This window comes from Spiribacter vilamensis (genome assembly GCF_004217415.1).
Taxonomy (GTDB): domain Bacteria; phylum Pseudomonadota; class Gammaproteobacteria; order Nitrococcales; family Nitrococcaceae; genus Spiribacter; species Spiribacter vilamensis.
In genome coordinates this window covers 641,414-663,940 of record NZ_SHLI01000001.1, presented here as the reverse complement: position 1 = coordinate 663,940, position 22,527 = coordinate 641,414, and the positions used below count along the sequence as shown (strand labels likewise).

The following is a 22,527-nucleotide window of genomic DNA, read 5'->3' as shown; positions in this document are numbered from 1 at the left end:
GCCAAGAGGTGTCGACAACAAGGCGTGCGCCCCTGCGTCGCGCCCACACAGGAGGAGATCCCAACCATGTTGGATCAGACCATGAACCGGCGCCGCTTTCTCAAGGGAAGCGGCTCGACCCTGATGGGAACACTGGCAATGACCAGTATGCCCATCGCGATCCTCGCCCCGTCCCGGTCCTGGGCGCTCGAGCTCCAGCATCTCGATGCCCACCAGGGCAGGATCCTGCTTCGACTCACCCGCCATATCTTCCCCCACAAGACGCTTGAAGACGCGGTCTACGCCCTCGTCGTCAAGGATCTGGACGCGGCGTCCGCCGCCGACACCGGAACGGCGGAGACGATGCGCGCCGGTATTGCCGCACTGGACAGCCGCGCCGGTGGCGACTGGCTGGCGCTCGATGACGCGCAACAGCTCATGCATGTCCGCGCCATTGCCGGGTCGGATCTGTTCCGCAAGGTCCAGTCCACCGCCGTCGTCTCGCTCTACAACAACGAAATGGCATTCCGGCATTTCGGTTACGGCGGCGAGCTGGGCGATGCCGGGTATCTGTCCCGCGGCTTCAATGATCTGACCTGGCTGCCGGAGCTGCCGAGCAGTGCCAGTGGCCCCGTCCCCGGGATGAGTGGTTGAGGAGACCGAACAATGGAAAACTACGAGAATCAGCGTACCTTTACGCAGGACGACGGCAGCGTTGTCGTCATTATCGGATCGGGCGCGGGCGGCGGGACGCTGGCCAATGAGCTGGCACAGAAAGGCATCGATGCCGTTGTGCTCGAGGCCGGCAAGCTGCATACACGCGGTGATTTCATCGCCGATGAATGGGCGTCATTCGGCCAGCTTGCGTGGCTCGATAACCGCACCACCAGCGGTACCTGGCGGGTGGCGCGGGACTTCCCCAATCTGCCGTCGTGGATCGTAAAGGCGGTCGGCGGCAGCACCGTGCACTGGGCCGGGGCGAGCCTGCGCTTCCAGCCCCACGAATTCCGTGTCGCCACCGAATATGGCGATATCCCCGGCGCCAACCTGCTCGACTGGCCGATCGCCTATGAAGACCTTGCACCGTACTACGACCGGGCCGAGGACCGGATGGGCGTCACGCGGACCAACGGCATCCCCGGCCTGCCCGGCAACAACAACTTCAAGGTCATGCATGCCGGCGCCACGGCCATTGGCTACAAGAACTGCCATACCGGCAACATGGCGATTAACAGCGTCCCGCGGGATGGCCGGGCCGGCTGTGCCCAGCGCGGCTTCTGCTTTCAGGGCTGCACCACGGGGGCGAAGTGGTCGACCCTGTTTACCGAGATCCCGCGTGCCCTCGCTACCGGCCACGTCGAGCTGCGTCCCGAATCGCAGGTCGCCTCGATCGAGCATGATGACCGCGGCCGGGTGAGTGCCGTGGTGTACTTCGATGCCAGTGGCAATGAACAGCGACAGCGTGCCCGGGCGGTTGCCGTGGCGGGTAACTCCATCGAGACCCCGCGGATGCTGCTCAACTCGGCGTCGAGCCAATTCCCCGACGGCCTCGCCAATTCATCGGGCCAGGTAGGACGGAATTACATGCGCCACATGACCGGCTCGGTCTATGCCAGCTTCGAGGAGCCGGTACACATGTACCGCGGCACGACAATGGCCGGCATCGTCCAGGACGAGGCCCATCACGACCCGTCCCGAGGCTTCTCCGGTGGCTACGAGATCGAGACCGTGTCGCTCGGTCTGCCCTTCATGGCGGCGTTCTTCGATCCCGGCGCCTGGGGCAGCGATTTTACCGAGGCAATGGACCAGTACGCGCACATGGCGGGCATGTGGCTGGTCGGCGAGGATATGCCGCAGCAGCGCAACCGCGTCACCCTCAATACGGATGTGAAGGACACCTACGGCCTGCCCGTCCCCAACGTCCACTACGACGACCATCCCAACGACGTCGCGATGCGCCAGCACGCCTTTCAGCAGGGGATCGCCATCTACGAGGCTGCCGGCGCCAAAAAGGCCTACAAGACGCCGCCCTACCCCTCCACCCATAACCTCGGGACCTGCCGGATGAGTGAGCGTGCCCGTGACGGGGTCTGCAACGGCTTTGGCCAGACCCATGATATCGATAACCTGTTCATCTCGGACGGCAGCCAGTTCACCACCAGTGCGGCCGAGAATCCGACACTGACCATCGTCAGCCTCGCAATGCGACAGGCCGACTACATTGCCCGGCAGATGGCCGATCGAGCGATTTGATAACAAGGAGGATGCCAATGACCTTTTCCACCGAGCAGTATCCCGGCGTGGTCGAGCAACGGCCCGAGTCGACCCGCGGGTTCGCGCTCAACCACAGCATGATGCGCATCAAGGACCCTGAACGCTCGCTGGCGTTTTACACCGGCGTAATGGGCATGCGCGTTCTTCGGCGACTGGATTTCGAGGAGCTCAATTTCTCGCTGTATTTCCTCGACTGCCCCACCGAGGGCCAGGAAACGCCGCCCTCCGACGTCGGCGAGCGGACCGTCTGGACGTTTTCACAGCGCGGTCTGCTCGAGCTCACCCACAACTGGGGCAGCGAGAATGATCCGAACGTCAGCTATCACGATGGCAACTCGGAGCCGCAGGGATTCGGGCACATCTGCGTCGCGGTGCCCGATCTGGACACCGCGGAACGCTGGTTCGATGACAATGACGTCGAATTCATCAAGCGTCCGGATCAAGGCAAACTGACCGATGTGGCCTTTATCCGTGACCCGGACGGGTACTGGATCGAGGTGGTGGAACCGGCGCGGCTCGGCAACCTCGGTCGCTGAGGCAGCGCACGGGATCAGTAGACATCTTCGACGTACCGGCCTTCTGCCTTGAGCATGGCCGGGGTTACCCCTGCGGGTGCAAGGATATCCTCCAGCGCCTGCGTAACGCCCGTCGCCATGGAACGCCCGCCACAGACCATTATCTGTCCTCCGTGACGGATCGCGTGCAGGATGTGTGCCGCCTCGATATACAGCACATCCTGCACGTACTGTGGTTGATCGGCGCGTGACTCCGCGGTGAAGAGGTGTTCTAGACGCCCCTTGCCCTGCCAGTCGACAAACTCTTCCCGATACATGAAATCACTGTTCGCGTGACGCAGCCCGAAGAACAGGTGCACTGGCCGGCGGCGCGTATTCGCGCGGATGAACCCCGCCAGCGGCGCGACACCCGTACCCGCACCGATCAGCACCAGCGGCGCATCGCCCTTCCCCGACTTGAAGGTCTGGTTGCGACGCAGAAAGGCCGCGACCGTGTCACCGGGCTCAAGCGCCATCAACTGTCCCGAGCACACCCCGCCAGGTTGCTTCCTCACCACGATCTCCAAGAAACCGTCACGGTGACTTGATGCCAGCGAATAGAACCGTGGCAGAGTCGCTCCCTCGGGCACTACGCCGATCAGATCTCCGGCGGCAAACCGGCCGAAGCCGCGCCCTCTCAGCCTTTGCCATAGCGAGGTGCGTGGCAGGGCAAAGCGCAGGATCGCCGTGGGAGACCGCACCTCGGCCCCGTAATCGCGGCGCGACACGAGCGTCAATGCATGGCTTGCGGGCCGTCCCGGTTCGTGCACGAGCTCCAGCTCGATGCCCATTACCGCCCCCAGGTCCCGTCCCCAGCGGGCGAAATCCTGCGACGATTGGCGGTCAACCGTGTCGAGCGGCATGAGTTGCCCCCAGCCCCGCGCCTGCGCCTCGTCAGAGACCCTCTGCGCATAACCGCAATAGGTTGCAAAGCCGCGATCGCCAAAGCCCAGAACCGTGAGCGGTGTGGCGGGAGGCTCGGGCACTGCCGCCAGCTTGTCGAGGAAACCCTTGGCCGAGGCCGGTGCATCGCCATCGCCGTAGGTCGCAGCCAGGACGAGGATGCGCTCGGCACTGGCATAGCGCTCGGGGGCAAAAGCGGACATCGAGGCCAGGTGGACCGACTGCCCGGCTTGCATCAAGGCGCGGGCCAGCGTTACGGCAAAGCCCCAGGTGCTTCCGCCCTCGCTACCGACCAGGATGACCGTTCGTGCCTGGTTTGCCCGCACCGTACCGCGCAGGCGTGGCTGTCGAATCCGTCCGGCCCACCACATCAGTACACCGGTCACGGCCATCACGGGGGCGGCAAGCGCCATCAGCCCCAGCACAACGCCGAGCACGGCCGCTCCCTTGCCAGTGTGCAGCATGTAGATGGTTTCCGAGATGCGCTGCAGCAGCGTGGCCTCGGTCCAGTTGATCATCTCGCCCGTGGCCGGATCGATCACGCCGACACCCGTCGCTGTTTCGATCGCGACCGTATCCCCCGGCCGAGTCGGATCGGAGGGTGACAGGCTGCGCAGGGCCGACACCGGAATATCGTCCAGCGCCGGCATTTGCGATAGCGGGATAGGTTCCGCATCGCTAGTGGCTTCGGCAATTCCGGGTTCGGCGGGCGTCACCTCGATCAGCCCGAAGGTCTCCGCCGACATCCATAGCGCGGTGAGCGCAGACAGAGTCAGGCCGACAACGGCCACACGTGCCAGCTCCACATGCACGCGTCCAGCCGTGCCCCCCTTGAGCGGGGCGAACCAGCATCGCCAGCCGCCCACTCGCCGCGCCACGAGCACAGCACCGGACAAGGCCAGTATCAGCATCGCCCCGGCTGTGAGGGCAGCGGCCACGCGCCCCGTATCGTCCAGTAGGAATGACCTGTGCAGATTGGTAATCCAGACGCGAACCGGATTCTTGTCGGCACTCGCCACAGTCTCGCCGGTGGCCGGGTCAATCACGCCGTTGTCAGGCTCACCCTGCTCGAACCAATAGGCCTTAATCTTGCCCGAAGGCGTGCGTTTGATCTTCTCCAGTCCGGGATGGGCTGCCTGAACCCGCCCGGCCAGATCCGCCACGGTCGTGGTCTCGGCCGTTGTCGGCGCGGTGACGCTTTCGAGCGCCGGAAACACCGACAGCGCGGCACCACTGAGCGTCACCACAACGATAAGAGCGGCGGCGAGGATACCCGGCCACCGGTGCAGGATCCGCATCATATTTGACTTCTCTTTGCTCTACTCGTGGAACATGGTCCCAATAAGTCTGGCAAGAGTCCGTGAAGGGAATCGGGAGGAAATGCGAAGAGATAGTGAAAGTCGAGGGCTAAAGGGCCTCGATACGGTAGCCGATACCGTAGACCGAGCGGATCGTCTCCTCTTCACCGCGCACCGCTGCCATCTTGCGCCGTAAATTCTTGATGTGGGTGTCAACCGTGCGATCGGTGACCACGCGATGATCGTCGTAGATCCGATCGAGCAGCTGTGCGCGCGAAAAAACCCGGCCGGGCCACGACGCCAGCATCGCCAGCAAGCGCAACTCGACCGGAGTGAGATCGAGTTCGTAGCCGTCCAGCACCGCCCGGTACTCCGCTTCGTTGACAACCAGACCCTGGCCGGCGGTCGGCGGCTCGCTGCCCGCAGCGCGACGCAATATGGCCTTGACCCGGGCGACCACCTCCCGCGGGCTGAAGGGCTTGCAGATGTAGTCGTCGGCTCCGAGCTCGAGCCCCAGCAGCCGGTCGATTTCCTCGACTTTGGCCGTGATCATGACGATGGGCACGTCACTGAAGCGGCGCAGCTCCCGGCATACGGTTAGCCCGTCCTGCCCCGGGAGCATGAGATCGAGCAAGACGAGTTGGGGCTGGTGCTTGCGCACCCACTCCACTACCGCGCTGCCATCGACCAGGCAATGCGGCTCGTAGCCGGCGTTGCGCAGGTAATCGACGAGCAGCGACGCCAGGCGCTCCTCGTCCTCCACGATCAGGATCCTTCGGTTCATGCCCGGCCTTCCCCTCCGATTGGCTTCATTCCCGTGGTAGCCACACCCGGATACCCAACCCGCCCAGCGGCGAGGGGTAAGCCTCGATGCTACCTCCGTGGGCCTCGACGATGCTGCGGCCGATGGCAAGCCCCAGGCCGGCGCCACCACTGGCGCGGCTGCGTGACCCCTCCACCCGATAGAGGCGCTCGAAAATCCTTTCCAGCGCCGGCTCGGGGACAACCGGCGCGGAGTCCTCCAGCCGCACCGTCGCGCCCTCGTCATCCGCCTCAAGGCGCAGTCGGGCCCGGCCGCCGGGATCGGTGTAGCGCAGGTTGTTCTGCAGCAGGTTGGTCCAGAGCTGCTCCAGGCGGCGCCGATCCCCACGCACGGTTATCGGGTCGGCGGGCAGGGCCAACTCCAGGGCGAGCCCCGCCTCGTCGAATCGCGATTGCCAATGCTCCGCCAGATCGGAGAGTAGGCCCGCGAGTTCCACCATCCCCATGCGATAACTGAGCGCTCCCGCATCGGCCAGGGAGAGCTCGTAGAGGTCGTCGATAAGCCGGCCGAGGGTAGCCACACTCTCCTGCAGACCCGCCACCGTCTCCGCGGTCAGAGGACGAACACCGTCCTCAATGGCCTCAAGCTCCCCGCGTAGTACCGATACGGGAGTACGTAGTTCGTGCGAGAGGTCGGACATCACTTCCCGGCGCAAGCGCTCGTTGTGCTCGAGGGTCTCGGCAAGGCGATTAAAGTCCCGGGCCAGCTGACCAAGCTCATCTCGACGGAGCTCGCTCACCCGCGTGGTCAAATCGCCATCAGCCAGGATCCGGGTTGCCGTCGCGACGCGCCGCACCGGCGCGAGGAAACCCCGTGCCAATAGCAGGCCAAGCAAGGCGGCCAGCGCCACACTGACCGCCGCGATCATCGAGGCCGTCTCCAGCTGCTCGCGCTGAAAGCGAAGAGCGATACCCTCGGTCACCTTGCTACTGGGGCGGTAGGCAAGCCAGCCGAGCGCCTGATCATCGCTCTTGATCTGGATGCGCACGGCGTTGTTCGGCGCCGGCCCAGGCATGCCCACCCGCTCGCCATCCGCATCCAGTAACCAGGGGCCACGGCTCCGACGGGATAATCCGCGGCGCCGCTCACCCTGCTCTTCGGCATCCGGTTTTCCCTCCACGCCGCGAAGCACGACCCGCGGCCAGCGCTCCTGCCCCCGGAGCGCCGTCCAGCTGCCGTGCTCTTCGTAGTAATCCTCCAGGGCCCCGGCGAGCTCCTCCATGCGCTCACCTTCGCGCTCACGCAGATAGTCCAGGAAGTCGCTGCGGAAGGTCCACTGCACCGCCACCGCCATCGACACCACCACCAGCAGCGTGATGCCGAGGAAGGCAACGAAGAGCTTGGCGGTGATTCCCGGTCGTCTCATTCAACCTCTCTACCGCCGGTCTCCGGCGATGGCAAACATCCACACAGGTTCCGTTAGTCTCGGGTGACATTAGACAGTGACGTATCACCAAGACGGAAATAGACCTTCATCTCGCCGTCTCCATCCTTGCCATTCTCGCTGTCGCCGTCCCCTTCCACTTCGACGTGGCCCTTTTCATCCACCTCGATTCCCTCGATACGGGTCATTCCCTCGCCGAATGCGGCCTCGGCGTAATTACGCACCTGATCGGCACTCATGCCCCAGACGCCGTCAATACGCTTCTCGCGCTTCTCGCGAATGACCTCGCCGGACTCGGTCATCTTGATCTCGGTGTACCATTCGCCGTCCATCCAGCCTTCGACCTCGGTCATTTCATCGTCCTCGAACTCCAGCTCGTTGAAATGAGTAATCCCGTGTTCGGAGGCAGCCGTCACGATTCGGTCGATAGCCCCTGTTGAATCGGCCGCGTGGGCCATCGGGGCGATCGCCAGTGCGGACAGGAGGGTAATGCTTGCTGCTGTTTTCATGGGTGTTCTCCAGGTTTGCTATGTATGTGTGAATCGTCTCCAATTGGAGAGGGAATTTAACAGCGCCCGGGTGACACGCCGGTTAGCGCTCCATTCACATTCTGTTCATGCCCGTCGCCGTTATACTCTTGAATAATGATTGTGAGACGGCCCTTTCCCCTTAATACGCCAAAGCCGGTGATGCGCGTGCTGCTGTGCATTGCATGTAGCCTGCCGCTTGTGTCACTGGCCGGTGATGAGGAGCGGCGAGGGCTGCGCGAGCAGATCGAATCGGGCAAGTTGTTGCCGCTCACCCAGATCATTGAGACGTTACGTCGCGACTACCGTGGCGAGGTGCTTGAGGTGGAGCTCGAGGATGAAGACAGCGTGCGTCTCTACGAGATCGAGCTCCTCGGGCCCGACGGGCAGATTGTCGAGTTCGTGCTGGATGCAGCCACCGGGGAAATCATTGGCATGGAAGGCAGCAAAATCGATCAGATGAGGCGCGATCCGTGAAATTGCTGCTGGTGGAGGATGACCAGGCCCTGTCGCGGGAACTGGCCAGCGCGCTGGAAGACACCGGCATTATCGTTGAATGTGCCGACACCGGCTCGGGCGCCGATTACCAGGTGATGACCCAGTCCTATGACGTCGTCATCCTCGACCTGGGACTCCCCGATGGCAACGCGGTGACCTGGCTCGAGGGCTGGCGCCAGCAGGGAGTGGATATCCCCGTCTTGATCCTGACCGCCCGGGAGCGCTGGTCTGACAAGGCGGCAGGGTTCTCCGCCGGCGCCGACGATTACGTCACCAAGCCGTTCGAGACCGCGGAGGTGCTTTTCCGGCTGCGGGCTCTTGTCAGACGCAGCCACAATCATGCGCACCCGCAGATCCAGGTCGGTGACCTGACCCTGGACACCCAGATGGGCCAGCTCACCCGTTGTGGCATGCCGGTTTCGCTGACCGCGCAGGAGTATCGGCTCGTGGAAAGGCTGATGCAGGCGTTTCCGCGAACGGTGAGTCGCCAGGAGCTCGCCGAGTACGGCTACGAGAGCGACCACGAGCCCGACTCCAACGTGATCGATGTCCAGATCAGCCGCCTCAGGCGAAAGCTCGGCGCAGCGGCGATCGAAACGCTGCGCGGCCGTGGCTATCGTCTGGCGGGGCCCGTCGATCGCCAGTGACCCGACACCGCACCACCATTCATACCCGGATGCTCGCCGGCGCCGGCCTGATGATCCTCCTGGTGTTGCCGGTCGCGGGATTGTTGCTGTCCTGGAATTTCCAGCAATCCATCAATACGGCGTTCGACGAGCGGCTGGGCTCGCTGCTCAACGTGGTGCTTGCCAGCCTCGATTACGATCGCATCGATGGATCGCTATCACCGCCGGATGTCCCGGGTGAGTCCCGGTTCAGCCGTATCTTCTCGGGCTGGTACTGGCAGGTCGAAGGACCGGAGCAGACGTTTACTTCCCGGTCACTCTGGGACGAGCGCCTATCCGGGACCGATCGTGACGGTCCCGCCACGTACAACGTCGACGGCCCCGATAATCACGAGCTTCGGGTCATCCAGCGCGCCGTGACGCTGCCCGGCATGGACTCGCCCCTTTACGTTACAGTGGCGGCGCCGCTGGACTCGATCCAGGCCGAAATGGATGAGTTCAACCAGCTGCTATGGCTATCACTACTCGTGCTCGCACTCATCCTGCTGACCGGGCTGGCCCTTCAATTGCGCTGGGGACTTGCGCCGTTGCGTCACATCCAGTCCGATCTGAGCCGTGTCGAGAACGGTGATCGTGATCGGCTGAACACCGATCTGCCGGCGGAGCTGACCGGCCTGGCGAATGCCATGAACCGGGTCCTCGAGCGCGATCAGTCGCTAATCCAGCGCAGCCGGCAGACCGCGGATAACCTGGCCCACGCACTGAAAACCCCGATTGCGGTGATTGGCACACTGGCGGATCGCCTGCCCGATGACCAGAGGGCCACACTCAAGGGCGAAATCCAGCGCATGGACGCGGCGATCCGCCACCACCTCTCGCGTGCCTCCGCGGCGGGACCCTCGGCACTGGGCGCATCCCGCAACCTTGCGGAAACGCTCCAGCCGCTTCTGCAGGGTTTCGAGCGTCTCGCCGGGCGCCGCCAGCTCGAGTGCCGATTCAGCATCCCGGACACCATCAGCGTCAGAACCGATCCCCAGGACCTCCAGGAGATGGTTGGCAACCTGATCGATAACGCCGCCAAGTGGGCTGATCGGCGTTTCCAGCTGGTCGTTGAGCAGGACACCGACAGCATCCTTTTCCGGGTGATAGATGACGGCCCGGGAATGAGCGCGGACGCCCGGGCAGCGGTCATGGAGCGCGGAGTCAAACTCGACGAATCCAGTCCGGGCTCGGGCCTCGGATTGGCCATCGCCCGGGAGCTGGCGGCGTTATACGACGGAAGCCTTCACCTTGAGCCATCCGAAACGGGTGGAACCGAGGCACAACTGCGATTGCCGGGGCAGTCACGCACCCGCCGGTCCGGGCGCTCATAAAAAACCCGCCGGTGCCGAAGCAAGGGCGGGTTGGCGTTGGCGGTTAGCCGCTCAGCCGTTACTGCGCGGTATTCGTCGAGCTGTTAGCGGCCTTCCGGCTGCTCGTCTTACCGGCAGCGGCCGTGGTCTTGGTCTTGCCAGCGGTTGCGGTCACGGCGCTGGTAGCCTCCTGGACCTGCTCCGCGCCCTTCTCCGCTGCCTTTTCGGCGGCCTTCTGAACCTGGGCGACATTGTCCTGCGTCACCTTTTGCGCGTCCTCGACAAAGGCCTTATGGGCATCGACGAGTTTCTCGGCGTCGGCCTTGAGGCGCTCGCCGAACTGCTGGGCAACCTCGGGCTGTTTGCCGACGTAATTCCTCATGGCCTCGACATCACGGATTTCCAGCGCCGCATAGGCATTCCGGAAAGCCATATCGGTGCAGGCCTTGGCCGTCTCGATCTGGATGCCAGCAATCTTCTCGGCATGACCGGTGACGGTGTGGAAAAAGCTGCGCATCGGGGCGAAAACGCCTGTCTCGACCTGCTCATTGACCTGATTGATCGTCTTGCTCGCCATGGTTGGCCTCCTATGCCCTGAGGGCATTTGTTAACGCTTGAAATAATGTAGCGAACATGATGCTGCGATGCAACAAAGACCGCATCAAATCGTTCGACGTTTAGCATCAATAGCCTGAATGGAGTTGCATTTCTTGAAACGAAAAAAAACGCTAGCCTCGGAATGCCGAGCTACATACGCACGAGGAGCGCCTGATGAACTTACCCCTCCCGACCCTGCTGACGTTCGCCCTTTACCTGGTTGCCATGCTGGCGCTCGGTTTTGCCGCGTATCGTATGACGAACAACCTGTCCGACTACGTCCTGGGAGGCCGTAGCCTGGGCCCCGGCGTCGCCGCCCTGAGTGCGGGCGCCTCGGACATGAGCGGCTGGCTGTTGCTGGGCCTGCCCGGCGCGGTCTACGCCTCCGGCCTGAGCGAGCTGTGGATCGGGGTCGGCCTGACCGCCGGCGCGTTCCTGAACTGGCGCTATATTGCCGCGCGGTTGCGACGGTACACCGCGCTCGCCAAGGACTCGCTTACCATTCCCGACTTCCTCGAGAATCGCTTCGGCGATAACTCGCACATGCTGCGAACGATCTCGGCCATCGTGATCCTGATCTTTTTCACGCTCTATATCTCCGCCGGCCTGGTAGGTGGCGGGCTGCTGTTCCAGAGTTCCTTCGGCATGGACTACACCACCGCCCTGATTGTCGGTGCCATCGTGATCGTCTCCTACACGTTCCTGGGGGGATTCCTGGCCGTAAGCTGGACCGACTTCTTCCAGGGCATCCTCATGTTCCTGACGCTGCTTGTCGTACCCATGTTCGTCGTTGTGCTTATCGGCGGATGGGGCACGGTGCAGAGCGAGGTCAATGCCGTAGACAGCAGCAATAGCGCCCTTTTCCAGGGCATGACCGTCCTCGGTATGCTGTCCCTGCTCTCCTGGGGCCTGGGCTATTTCGGCCAACCGCATATCCTGGCGCGATTCATGGCGATGCGCTCCGAGGCCGACGTCCCGCGGGCGACGCTGATCGGCATGAGCTGGATGATCCTGGCACTGATCGGCTCGGTGGCAACCGGGTACATGGGGATTGCCTATTTCAGCGGGACACCCCTCGAGAACAGTGAGACGGTCCTCATCGAGCTCATTCGGGCGCTGTTCAACCCGTGGGTCGCCGGTGTGCTGATGGCGGCCATCCTCGCGGCGATCATGAGCACCATCGACTCGCAGCTACTGGTCTCCGCCAGCGCGCTGACCAATGACTTCTACAAGGGCATGATCCGTCCCAACGCCACCGATGCGGAACTGGTCTGGATCAGTCGTGGCGCCGTCGCCGGCGTGTCCATCTTCGCCCTGCTGCTTGCCCTGGACCCGGAAGCGGGCGTACTCGACCTGGTCTCCTACGCCTGGGGCGGATTCGGTGCGGCCTTTGGCCCGATCGTCATCCTCTCGCTGTACTGGCCGCGGATGACCCGCAACGGCGCACTCGCCGGCATGATCGTCGGCGCCGCCACGGTGATTATCTGGAAGCAGCTCTCGGGAGGCCTGTTCGACTACTACGAGCTGCTGCCGGGCTTCATCTTCGCCGGTGCCGCCGTTGTGGCGGCGAGCCTGATGGACAAGCAGCCCTCCGATCGCATTGCCGGTGAATTCGAGGCTTCGCTGAAACCAGGCAGTTGAGTCGATCCAGGGGCCGGGGCAATCTGTCCCGGCCCATCGTCACAGGTTTGTCACTTTCGTTTGCAAAACTTCATGAGTCTTCAAATAAGGGAAAGACTCATGAAAAACCGATCAAGAATGCTCGCATTGCTGACAACGGCGCTGCTCGGTGTGGCCGCACTGGCTCCGGGCGCCAATGTCGTTGCCCAGGAAACCGAATCGCTTAGTTACGGGCCGCGCCCGCTCTACCTGATCGATCGCATGGCTGATAGCGAACTTAAAGACGAGCTGATGGCCTGCCGCGGCCAGACGCCCGAGCGTACGGATTTCACAATCGGCCACCGCGGCGCACCCCTGATGTTTCCGGAGCATACGACGCAGGGCAACCGCGCCGCTGCACGGATGGGCGCCGGCATCCTCGAGTGTGACGTGACCTTCACCGAGGATCACGAACTGGTCTGTCGGCATGCGCAGAACGACCTGCACACGACCACCGACATCCTCGCGAGCGATCTCGCCGAGACCTGCCAGACGCCGTTTACTCCCGCCTCGGAAAACGGTCCTGCCACCGCAGAGTGCCTAAGCTCGGATATCACGCTCGCGGAGTTCCGGACGCTGACCGGCAAGATGGATGCGGCCGACACCGAAGCGACCACGGTCGAGGGCTACATGGACGGCACGGCTGACTGGCGCACCGATCTCTACGCCACCGAGGGCGGCACGCTGATGACCCATGCCGAGTCGATCGAGCTTTTCCGGTCACTGGGCGCCAAGTTCACGCCCGAGCTGAAGTCCCCGGCGGTGGAGATGCCGCACAACGGTTTCAGCCAGGCCGACTATGCCCAGAAGCTCGTTGATGAATACAAGGCGGCCGGCGTACCCGCTTCGGACGTCTGGCCGCAGTCGTTCAACCTCGAAGACGTGCGCTACTGGATCGAGAATGAACCCGCTTTCGGCGAGCAGGCGGTGTATCTGGATGACAGCTACAACCGTGACGGCTTCGACCCGATGGACTCGGCCACCTTCGAGCCCTCGATGCAGGAACTGGCCGATATGGGCGTTAACTACATCGCGCCGCCGATGTGGATGCTCGTGACCACCGACGGCGAGGAGATTGTGCCTTCACCCTACGCGAAGGCCGCGACCGAGGCCGGCATCGAGATCGTCGCCTGGACACTCGAGCGCTCGGGTCCATTGGTCGATGGCGGCGGCTGGTACTTCCAGACGGTAGAAGAAACCATCGATACCGATGCCGACTACTACAGGATGCTCGACGCCCTGCACCGCAAGGTGGGGATCGCCGGCATGTTCAGTGACTGGCCAGCAACGGTGACGTACTACGCCAATTGCGTCGGTATCGACTAGGCCGGACTACTCGCTGGATACAGCCCGGCGTGCACGATGCGCCGGGAGACAACGACGCCGGCCCAGGCGAGGCCGGCGCCGATCATTCCGACCGCGAACAGTCCCAGAAGCGCGACGGTCGCGTTGAACGTCTCGAGGGTAAAACCGAACGTAATGGGACCGATCACGACACCGGCAAAAGTAATGCTCAGACCCTTGCCGGTAATACTGCCGAGGGCGCTGGACGGGACGGCATTCGACAGCTCGGCGACATAGACACCGTTCCAGCCACTGGCACAGAGCCCGAGTGCCGCGGCGAGGCCATAAAGTAACAGCGGGTCCGGGTTATCAACGCGAATAAGCGGCACCAGCGCGGCGCTGAGTAGTGCCGTCAGAACACCGATCGCAGGCAGCACGGTCCACCAGCGACGAAGGTAATCGGCGACCAGGCCCCAGGCGGGCCGCCCGATGATCCCCGAGACATGGAAAACCGCGAGCACAACGCCGGCAGCAACCGGCGTGAAATCGAAGAACTGATACGCAATCAGCCCGAGAAACGCGGAGAATACGAGCTGTATAAAGCTGTAGCAGAAAGACGCTGCCGCCAGCAGCTGACAGCCGAGGTGGAACATCGCCTCCCGATTTCCCCCGGAACGGGCCCCCGGCGTCTCGATACCGGTGTCAATGCGGTGCGAGTGTTGCCAGAAACCGATCAGGATCGCTGCAACAATCGTCGCGCTCAGAACGATCGTGCCCGTGTAGTCCAATTGGTTCGCGGCAAACGGCAGCGTCAGCCCGGCGACTGCCCCACCGAGCGGGACACCGCTTTGCTTAAGCGAGAAGACAACGTTGCGCTGGCGCAGCGGTGCGAGCTGGTAGAGCACCACCGAGCTCGATGGATTAAGTGGCCCGTAGGCAATGCCCATCAGGATCGCGGCGATCAGGAACGCCCAGGCCGTGCTCATAGCGAGGCACAGGTAACCGATCAGCCCGATCAGGATGGCGAAATTACTGGTACCGAGCGGTCCGAACCGGGGGAAAAAGCGATAGGCCAGGACACTGCTCACCATCGCCATCAGATACGCCACCGAGGGGAACAGCCCGATAACGAGCTCGGGCCGCGCAAGCGCCGCCTCGAAATAAGGCGCGGTTGCCGGCACCGAGAGGATGAAGAACGATCCGAGCGCCTGATGCGTCACCGTGAGGCCGAGTGGCATCGCGATACGTCTTTGCGGGTTCAATGGTTCGGTCGGAGATAGCAAGGCCTTCAGGGCTCCTTCTTTCGGGTCGATGCACGGGCCCTTGTGGTGACGGCGAGACGGTCATTAAGTTCAGCCACGTCACCAACATCGACACCGACCCCCGTTAGCCAGCGGGCAGGACGCTCGACCTCTGCTCACCCAGGCCGGTGATCCCTAGCGACACCGTCTCTCCGCCATGCAGGAAGCGCTGGGGGGACTGGCCCATGCCGACGCCTGGCGGTGTGCCGGTTGAAATGACGTCTCCCGGCTGCAGGCTCATGAACTGGCTGCAATAAGAGACAAGCTGCGGGACGTTGAAGATCAGTGTCGCCGTTGAGCCGGTCTGCATCCGATCACCGTCGACATCGAGCCATAGTTCCAGCGCGTTGACATCGCTGATCTCATCGAGCGTAACAAGCCACGGGCCGGTCGGCCCGAAAGTATCGCAACCCTTGCCTTTGTCCCAGGTACCGGCACGCTCGTTCTGGAATTCGCGCTCGGACACATCGTTGATGACGCAAAGCCCCGCCACATGGCGCATTGCATCCGCCTCGTCGATGTAGACACCAGGGTCGCCGATGACAACGCCGAGCTCTACCTCCCAGTCGGTTTTCACGGAATGGCGCGGGACCTGGATCGCATCATTCGGCCCGACAACGGCCGAGGTCCATTTATTGAAGATGATCGGCTCTTTGGGGATTGGCATGCCCGCTTCTTCGGCGTGATCCGCATAATTCAGGCCGATGCAAATGAACTTGCCAATGCCTCCGACACAGGGACCGAGTCGCAAATCCTCCTGGGGCGTACCTTCAACAACAGGTAACGAATCGATATCCAGATCCTGTAGGGCTTTCAGATTGGCGGCCCCCAGTGTTTGGCCGGCGATATCCGGAACCCTGTCCGAGAGATCGCGCACGCGGCCCGATGTGTCGAGCAGACCGGGTTTTTCGGCACCGGGAGCGCCATGGCGGAGAAATTTCATCGGATTTTCCTTTAATTAAATGATTAGAGTTGAGGCTGATCGCATCAGGCCGCCTGTTCGGGCTCGATACCGGAAATAGCCTGGATAAGGCTATCCTCGGTGACCTCTCCGGCGCTGAAAGTCCGCATGACACGACCGGAGTACATCGCGACAACGCGGTCCGAGACATGCAGCACCTCGGGCATTTCCGAGGAGATCACTATGACCGCATAACCCTGTGCCGCCAGCTCGCGGATGAGATTGTGGATCTCCGATTTGCTGCCCACATCGATACCGCGTGTCGGCTCGTCGACGATCAGCACCCGAGGATGCATCGACAGCCACTTCCCGATGACGATTTTCTGCTGATTGCCCCCCGAGAGGTTGCACACCAGCTGCTTCCAGCCCGGTGTGCGGATGTCCAGGCGGTCGCGATACTGGTCGAAAATAGCGATTTCGGAGCCCTCGGCCACGAACGGTCCGGCCTTCAGATCATCGCACTGCGCTAAAGTCATGTTGTCACGGCAATTCATGCCCAGCACCAGACCCTGTGTTTTGCGATTTTCGGGAACAAGCGAAATGCCCCGCGCAATCGCATCGGCCGGACAATGAATGCGCACGAGTTCGCCACCGAGATAAATCGAACCGGCTGATGGTTCGCGCAGGCCGAAAAGTGTCTCGGCGATCTCGGTACGCCCGGCACCTACGAGCCCGTAAAAGCCCACGACCTCACCACTGCGCACCTCGAAGCTCACATCCTCGAACAGGTGCCCACAAGACAGGCCCCGTACTTCGAGCGCCACTTCACCCAGTTCGTGATGGCATTCGACGCGGCTCAGATCGAGCTTGCGCCCGATCATCATGTGGGTCACCCCTTCCTCGTCGGTGTCGGCGGTATTAACGGTACCCTGGAACTGACCATCGCGGAGCACGCTGATCCGGTCGGTAATCTTGAACACCTCTTCCATCCTGTGAGAGATGTACACGATGCCGACGCCCTGTTCCTGCAGGCTCGAAATTACCTCGAAGAGCACGACCTTCTCGGCATCCGTCAGCGAGGCAGTCGGCTCGTCAAAAATCACTGCCTTGGCATCCACAGTGAGTGCACGCGCGATTTCCACCATCTGTTGATTGGCAATCGACAGGTCACCGACACGGGTTCGGGCATTGAACCCCACCTTGAGCCGGTCAAGGATCCGGTTGGTCCTGGTCTCGAGCTCGGCCCGGTCCAGTAGCCCGAAACGCTTGCGTGGCAGTTCGCCGAGGTAGATGTTCTCCGCGACGCTCAGCTCCTCGGCGAGGCTGAGCTCCTGGTGGATGAACACGATTCCCTTGGCCTTGGCATCCAGCGGGCCAGACATCGTCACCGGCTGTTCGCCCACGATAATCCGACCCTCATCGGGTTGATGGATACCGCCGAGCACTTTCATCAGAGTCGATTTCCCGGCGCCGTTCTCCCCCATCAGGGCGTGAACCTCACCTGGCATAATGGTGAGCGAGACACCGTCCAGGGCACGTACGCCGGGGAAGGTCTTGACGATGCCTTCCAGTCGAAGCACAGGGGATTGCGCGGTCATATCTTCAACTCCTCCTTACCTTTTGTATTCAATTGCCGGTCGAGAAGCAGTACCGCGATCAGGATCAGGCCGATCACGAGATTGACTGTCGAGGTGTCGGCACCGATGTGCGACAGGCCCTTGCGCAGGAGCTGGATTGCCAGTACGCCGCCAAAAGTCGAGATAATTGACCCCGCCCCGCCGGCGAGTTTTGTCCCGCCCAGAACAACCGCGGTGATTACCCAGAGCTCATAGAGCATTCCGTCGTTGGGGTTGACCGAGCCGCTTTCCGAATAGAACACCACCGCCGACAGTGCGGCGAGAAAGCCGATAATCATGAAGTTGATCAACATATGCGGCCCGACCCGGATCCCGGCGTTAACCGCCGCCTCACGGTTATTGCCAATGGCATAGGCGTTGCGGCCGTGGACGGTCCTGTTCATCAGAAACCAGATCACGGCCGTGACCAGTAACAAGAACCAGGTGGCGGAATGCAGCCCGAGGAACTGCGCCTCCGCGAAGTCCACCAGCGTCCAGTTGAGGTGGGACGTGGGCTGTTCACCGTTATACATGAACACGAGCCCGCGATAGCCCAGCATTGCGCCGAGGGTGACGATGAAGGCATCAACCCCGGTTTTCCATACGATCAGTCCATTGATCGCACCGAGCACGGTGCCGGTCAGCAGCGCCAGGGCCCAGGCCACGGGGATGACCCAGTCGCCGAGGCCCGCGAAGATCGGCCAGGTCATGGAGTCGAGCATCACGACGGCGCTGAGCGCGTAGGTCGCTCCGACACTGAGATCGATATTGCCGTTGATCATGACGATCGTCATGCCCATCGCAATTATGCCAATGGGCGCCGACTGCTTGAAAAGTAGCAGCATGTTGTCGACGTCCATGAAAGCGGTCTCGCTGAGCGACAGGAACTGGCCCGCGACGGTGAAAAAGATCAGTTCGAAAACGATGAATCCCCAGATCGCGCCGCTTTTCAGAAATATTTTGAGGGTGCTCGGTTGCATTGCTGTCTTCCTGTTCACGCGATGGGGGACCAGAGGCCGCCACGCTTTGCCGCAATATCGAGCCAGACCGCGAGGATGATGATGACCCAGGTCACGACATACTGGGCATAGAACGGCAGACCGACGAGCAGGAGCCCATTCTGGATAAAGCCAAGGATCAGCACGCCGATCACTGTCTTGAAAATCGTCCCTGCCCCGCCCATCAGCGACGCGCCGCCGAGGATCACCGCCGCGAGCACTTCGAGCTCGAGCCCTTGGCCGACGGTGTTTTGTGAACCCATTGAACGGCTGGCCTGCAAAAGCCCGGCGGTGGCGACGCAAAAAGCCGAGACCAGGTAGCAGCTGAATACGACCCGGGCGCGCGGAATGCCGGAGAACGTGGCCGCCGTCCCGTTACCGCCAACGGCATAAACCTTGCGCCCGAAGGGTGTCTTGGCGAGCATCACACCGAGCACAGCGGCGAGGGAAAGGAAGATGAGGATGGGCGTTGGTATACCGAGCACATCTCCCCGCCCGAACATACCGAACCAGGTTCCCGCCATGTCGTCGATATCCATGTTCTTGCCGCCCGAGTAGGTGAGCGTTAGCCCATGAATGGCTGACAGCATCCCCAGGGTCACAATCAGAGAATTGAGTTTCAGGTAACCGACGAGAAAGCCGATGAAAGCCCCGAGGCATAACGTCATCGCAAACATGGCGGGAATGGCGAGCGCCGGGCCGATCTTGTCGTGCAGATCGAGAACAACAATCGTGGAGAAGGACATCATCGAGCCGACCGAGAGGTCGAGATTGCCGCTGATGACAACAAAGGTCACGCCGAGCGCCATCACCCCGAGAATGGCCGAGGACCGGACGACACCCATGATGTTATCGGGGTCAAGAAACCGGTCATTAGCCAGTGTGAAAAGGATCATGAACAGGACAAAGGCCACCAGGATGCCTTGCCGAGCAAGGAATTGGCCCATGTCCTTTCTAGTGAGTGCCACCATTTCCCACTCCGTTGCGAGACTGCCCTCATGAACGCCGGGCGCAGCGCTGTTGCCGCGCCCGGTATGGCTATATGCAGTCTTCAGAACACCGGCTTGGTGAACTCACCCATGTTGTCCTGCGTGATCGCTGGCGTCTCAAAGTAGTTGAGGAACGGCACATCGACGCCGTCGAGGATATCAACCGCGGTCTCAAGCGCTGCCCGGGCGTCGTCGACCGGTGACTGATAAATCGAACCCCAGTAATCACCGTTTGCCATCGCCTCGTAGCCCACGGCGAAATTGGTTGCACCAACGAAGGTAATGCCCTCGCGTCCCGCGGCCATTGCCGCATTGAGGCCACCCACTCCCATATTGTCATCACCCGCGTAGACACCATCGATGTCGTCATACTTGGTGAGAAACGCCTCCATCACCGTCTGCGCCTTTTCGCGGTTCCAGTCTCCGGGCTGGCTATCGACCAGTTCCACGTTGGGACAGATCTCTGGAAGACGCTCGGTAAAACCATCCGAGCGCTCGATTGCCGTGGTATAGCCCGGCTGGCCGGTAATCTCGACAATCTGCGCCTCGTCAGCGATGCCCAGAGCCTTGAACCGGTCACACATCACTTCGGCCGCGGTGGCGCCCTGCGCAATGTTGTCCGGCCCCGAAAAAGAAGAGATGAAGTCAAAGCCTTTCTCGTCGATATTGGAGTTGGTGACGACGACCGGGATGTCGGCTTGCTTCGCTTTTCTGACAGCAGGGATAACCGCCTCGCCGTTAGTCGGCCAGATAATGATGGCATCGACTCCTTGCTGGATCAGGTTCTCCATCTGCGCAATCTGGCGAGCTACGTCACCGCCGGCGTCGAGCACTACCGCCTCCACGCGATCATTGGCGTTGGCGGCATCGACGAATGCCTGTTCATAAGTCGTCTGGTAACTGTCGACGCCTACATTGTTCTGTGTGATGCCGATCTTGTAAGTCTCGGCCTGTGCGACGCCAACCACCGCGGTGCTCGCTGCAGCAGCGGCAAGAATAGTCTGGAATTTCATCGGATTCTCCTCCTGAATTTTATTAACTGCCTGAATCCTCAGGCTTGGAATCAGTCTTGCACCTTATCGTCGCCCGGCGAAGCAGCAATTCTATCCATATCGGATATTTATTTATCCGGTATGGATAAAAACCCGATATCTTGGTTTTACCAATTTGAACACCGTAGGGGCGTGGTAGAGATGACGAAAACGAGTTCATCCGAAATGAACATGAACGTGGAAAAGGCGGGACAAGGATCGCCGGAGGGAGGCGATTTGTTCCGCGTTCTTTCCTACCTGGAGGAATGCACCAATGAACTGGAGGCCACGGTTGATCTCCACGATCCCAACCCGGTGTTCCGCATGGCGCTACACGCGATCAAACGGCATCTCGAAGGCAAGGTAATGACACCCACGTCCTTGATCGCTGCAAGTAATGTCCCGTACGCGACCGCCAACAGGCGGCTCAGGGAAATGATCGAGGCCGGACTGATTGACCAGCGCCCACGCACCCGGTCGGGTAAGCGTTTTTCGATGCACCCCAGCGAAAAACTGCTCAATCAGTGGACCCAGATGTCGAGGCAGGTACGCAATCTGGCGGCGACCTATTTCAGCGATCAGAGTAGTCGCGAAGAGACGCACGACTATTATTACGGCGGGTCCTACATGACCGGCCGCACGATCCCGCCGATCCAGGCGCTATCCGAGCCCCTCAAGCTGGCTGGCGGCATGCGCGTGCTCGTGCATGGCGATCCGACGTTCATGGTGATGGAAAACTTCAAGCGCCAGTTCGAGCAGGTGATCGGTACGCAGATCCATCAGCGCGCCTTCTCCATTGATCGCCTGCGCGCCGAGGCGCTGCGCAACGCCGAGCGCACATTCAGCCGCTACGACATCATCGCACTGGATCTGCCCTGGATCGGTGAATTCGCCGAGAAGGATATCCTGATGCCGCTCGACGAGATCATGGACATGACACGACTCGACCCGGCGGATTTCCACACGGCCGGCTGGAAAGCGATCCACTGGGGCGGGCGGCCCTATGGCGTGCCGGCGCAAACCACACCGGAGCTTTTGCTCTATCGCCGTGATCTTCTGACCGCGGCGGGGCTGGAGCCACCGGCAACCACTGGCCAGTTGCTGGACGCGGCACGCGAGCTGCACGCGCCTCGAAAAGGCCTCTACGGCATGGCCTTCAACGGGGCACGAGGCACCGCGCTTGGCCATACCGTTTTAATGACAATGGCGGATTTCGGCCAGCCCGTACTCGACCTGCCCGTGACGAGCAGAGGTTTTGACACCGACACGCTGGCTGCCCGTGACTATTGCGCGACCATTGATACCGAGCGCGGACTGATGGCGGCCGAGTACCTCGTGGAGCTGCTGCAATACGCACCGCCCCAGACCCTCTCGATGTCGTGGTACGAGCGCATGCGCGCTTACTCGGAGGGCCATGTCGCCATGGCCTATGGGTATACGCTCCTCGCTCCCTATTTCGAACTCAATCCATCGTCACCCGCGCACGGGCAGACCGGCTACCTGCCGCATCCGAGTGGACCAGGCATGGCCAATGTTGCACCCATCGGTGGCTACGCGATGGGTATTCCGGCCAACCTTGCCCCGGAGCGGGCTGCAGCGGCAGTCGAGGCACTGCGCGTTTTCACCAGTCCCGAGGCCCAGAAGCTATACGTCCAGAGCGGCAGCCGCACCAGTCCACGCTACAGCGTCGGGGCAGATGCCGAAGTGAGGCGCGCCTCGCCGATTTTCGAGGCCGTGGACGCCATGTCCTGGCGCGATGAACTGCAGTTCTGGCCGCGGCCACCGATCCCCGAAATTACCGGGATTGTCCAGATCTGCGGCGAGGAGTTCCACGACATGCTGCGCGGCCGGATCAGCCCCCGCGCCGCACTCAGCCAGGCCCAGGAAAGGGCCGACACGCTCATCGCAAACCCTGAATAGTAAAACAACGAGG

20 protein-coding genes are annotated in these 22,527 nt (G+C 61.9%); 9 read left to right on the top strand and 11 right to left on the bottom strand.

The window, feature by feature from the left end:
• The first annotated feature begins 66 nt into the window (after nucleotides 1–66).
• From EV698_RS03285 to gloA, 3 genes are read left to right on the top strand one after another with little or no spacing between them, the layout of a single operon-like run.
• On the top strand, nucleotides 67–633 hold the full coding sequence (locus tag EV698_RS03285; protein ID WP_130502726.1) for a tat (twin-arginine translocation) pathway signal sequence: 567 nt from the start codon (nucleotides 67–69) through the stop codon (nucleotides 631–633).
• 12 nt (nucleotides 634–645) lie between these two features.
• On the top strand, nucleotides 646–2,232 hold the full coding sequence (locus tag EV698_RS03280) for a GMC family oxidoreductase (RefSeq protein WP_130502725.1): 1,587 nt from the start codon (nucleotides 646–648) through the stop codon (nucleotides 2,230–2,232).
• A 17-nt stretch (nucleotides 2,233–2,249) separates the two neighbouring features.
• Nucleotides 2,250–2,789: a lactoylglutathione lyase gene (gene gloA, locus EV698_RS03275; protein ID WP_130502724.1), complete on the top strand. Its 540-nt coding sequence runs from the start codon at nucleotides 2,250–2,252 to the stop codon at nucleotides 2,787–2,789.
• A gap of 14 nt (nucleotides 2,790–2,803) precedes the next feature.
• Here gloA and EV698_RS03270 read toward each other — a convergent pair whose 3' ends face one another.
• The 4 genes from EV698_RS03270 to EV698_RS03255 all read right to left on the bottom strand — a co-directional run bounded on the left by EV698_RS03270 (nucleotide 2,804) and on the right by EV698_RS03255 (nucleotide 7,724).
• Nucleotides 2,804–5,011 carry a PepSY domain-containing protein gene (locus EV698_RS03270; protein ID WP_130502723.1) on the bottom strand — a complete coding sequence of 736 codons (2,208 nt, stop codon included), beginning with the start codon at nucleotides 5,009–5,011 and terminating at the stop codon, nucleotides 2,804–2,806.
• Between the two features lie 106 nt (nucleotides 5,012–5,117).
• A complete protein-coding gene (locus tag EV698_RS03265; protein ID WP_130502722.1) occupies nucleotides 5,118–5,792 on the bottom strand; it encodes a response regulator in 675 nt (224 codons plus the stop codon).
• Nucleotides 5,793–5,817: 25 nt separating this feature from the next.
• The gene (locus EV698_RS10485; protein ID WP_420853045.1) at nucleotides 5,818–6,699 is read right to left on the bottom strand and encodes an ATP-binding protein; all 882 of its coding nucleotides are present in this window, start codon (nucleotides 6,697–6,699) and stop codon (nucleotides 5,818–5,820) included.
• Nucleotides 6,700–7,250: 551 nt separating this feature from the next.
• Nucleotides 7,251–7,724, bottom strand: coding sequence for a PepSY domain-containing protein (locus EV698_RS03255; protein WP_130502720.1), 474 nt, complete (start codon nucleotides 7,722–7,724; stop codon nucleotides 7,251–7,253).
• Nucleotides 7,725–7,865: 141 nt separating this feature from the next.
• Here EV698_RS03255 and EV698_RS03250 point away from each other — a divergent pair, with 141 nt between their 5' ends.
• The 3 genes from EV698_RS03250 to EV698_RS03240 are packed head-to-tail and all read left to right on the top strand — an operon-like array spanning nucleotide 7,866 to nucleotide 10,239.
• On the top strand, nucleotides 7,866–8,219 hold the full coding sequence (locus tag EV698_RS03250) for a PepSY domain-containing protein (protein WP_165385708.1): 354 nt from the start codon (nucleotides 7,866–7,868) through the stop codon (nucleotides 8,217–8,219).
• The gene (locus EV698_RS03245) at nucleotides 8,216–8,887 is read left to right on the top strand and encodes a response regulator (protein WP_130502718.1); all 672 of its coding nucleotides are present in this window, start codon (nucleotides 8,216–8,218) and stop codon (nucleotides 8,885–8,887) included. The genes EV698_RS03250 and EV698_RS03245 overlap by 4 nt, the downstream gene beginning before the upstream one ends.
• Nucleotides 8,884–10,239 (top strand): sensor histidine kinase, encoded by a 1,356-nt coding sequence (locus tag EV698_RS03240; RefSeq protein ID WP_207220488.1) that lies wholly within the window; start codon nucleotides 8,884–8,886, stop codon nucleotides 10,237–10,239. Before EV698_RS03245 ends, EV698_RS03240 begins: the two co-directional genes overlap by 4 nt.
• Before the next feature lie 58 nt (nucleotides 10,240–10,297).
• Here EV698_RS03240 and EV698_RS03235 read toward each other — a convergent pair whose 3' ends face one another.
• Nucleotides 10,298–10,795 (bottom strand): phasin family protein, encoded by a 498-nt coding sequence (locus tag EV698_RS03235; RefSeq protein WP_165385707.1) that lies wholly within the window; start codon nucleotides 10,793–10,795, stop codon nucleotides 10,298–10,300.
• A gap of 194 nt (nucleotides 10,796–10,989) precedes the next feature.
• Here EV698_RS03235 and putP point away from each other — a divergent pair, with 194 nt between their 5' ends.
• Both putP and EV698_RS03225 read left to right on the top strand, forming a co-directional pair.
• Nucleotides 10,990–12,456, top strand: a complete 1,467-nt coding sequence (gene putP, locus EV698_RS03230; protein WP_130502716.1) for a sodium/proline symporter PutP — start codon at nucleotides 10,990–10,992, stop codon at nucleotides 12,454–12,456.
• 99 nt (nucleotides 12,457–12,555) lie between these two features.
• Nucleotides 12,556–13,800 (top strand): glycerophosphodiester phosphodiesterase family protein, encoded by a 1,245-nt coding sequence (locus tag EV698_RS03225; protein WP_207220487.1) that lies wholly within the window; start codon nucleotides 12,556–12,558, stop codon nucleotides 13,798–13,800.
• On the opposite strand, the gene EV698_RS03220 is transcribed toward EV698_RS03225, so the two are convergent.
• From EV698_RS03220 to EV698_RS03195, 6 genes are all read right to left on the bottom strand, one after another.
• A complete protein-coding gene (locus tag EV698_RS03220; protein ID WP_130502715.1) occupies nucleotides 13,797–14,996 on the bottom strand; it encodes an MFS transporter in 1,200 nt (399 codons plus the stop codon). The two genes, EV698_RS03225 and EV698_RS03220, sit on opposite strands and share 4 nt — an antisense overlap.
• A 148-nt stretch (nucleotides 14,997–15,144) precedes the next feature.
• The gene (locus tag EV698_RS03215) at nucleotides 15,145–16,002 is read right to left on the bottom strand and encodes a fumarylacetoacetate hydrolase family protein (protein ID WP_130502714.1); all 858 of its coding nucleotides are present in this window, start codon (nucleotides 16,000–16,002) and stop codon (nucleotides 15,145–15,147) included.
• Nucleotides 16,003–16,046: 44 nt separating this feature from the next.
• Nucleotides 16,047–17,558: a sugar ABC transporter ATP-binding protein gene (locus tag EV698_RS03210; protein ID WP_130502713.1), complete on the bottom strand. Its 1,512-nt coding sequence runs from the start codon at nucleotides 17,556–17,558 to the stop codon at nucleotides 16,047–16,049.
• The gene (locus tag EV698_RS03205) at nucleotides 17,555–18,556 is read right to left on the bottom strand and encodes an ABC transporter permease (RefSeq protein ID WP_130502712.1); all 1,002 of its coding nucleotides are present in this window, start codon (nucleotides 18,554–18,556) and stop codon (nucleotides 17,555–17,557) included. Before EV698_RS03205 ends, EV698_RS03210 begins: the two co-directional genes overlap by 4 nt.
• A gap of 14 nt (nucleotides 18,557–18,570) precedes the next feature.
• Complete coding sequence (locus EV698_RS03200; protein ID WP_130502711.1) at nucleotides 18,571–19,545, bottom strand: ABC transporter permease; 975 nt, start codon at nucleotides 19,543–19,545, stop codon at nucleotides 18,571–18,573.
• Nucleotides 19,546–19,625: 80 nt separating this feature from the next.
• Nucleotides 19,626–20,576 carry a sugar ABC transporter substrate-binding protein gene (locus EV698_RS03195; protein ID WP_130502710.1) on the bottom strand — a complete coding sequence of 317 codons (951 nt, stop codon included), beginning with the start codon at nucleotides 20,574–20,576 and terminating at the stop codon, nucleotides 19,626–19,628.
• 180 nt (nucleotides 20,577–20,756) lie between these two features.
• On the opposite strand from EV698_RS03195, the gene EV698_RS03190 reads away from it, so the two are divergent.
• The gene (locus tag EV698_RS03190) at nucleotides 20,757–22,514 is read left to right on the top strand and encodes an extracellular solute-binding protein (RefSeq protein WP_207220486.1); all 1,758 of its coding nucleotides are present in this window, start codon (nucleotides 20,757–20,759) and stop codon (nucleotides 22,512–22,514) included.
• The last annotated feature ends 13 nt before the right edge of the window (nucleotides 22,515–22,527 follow it).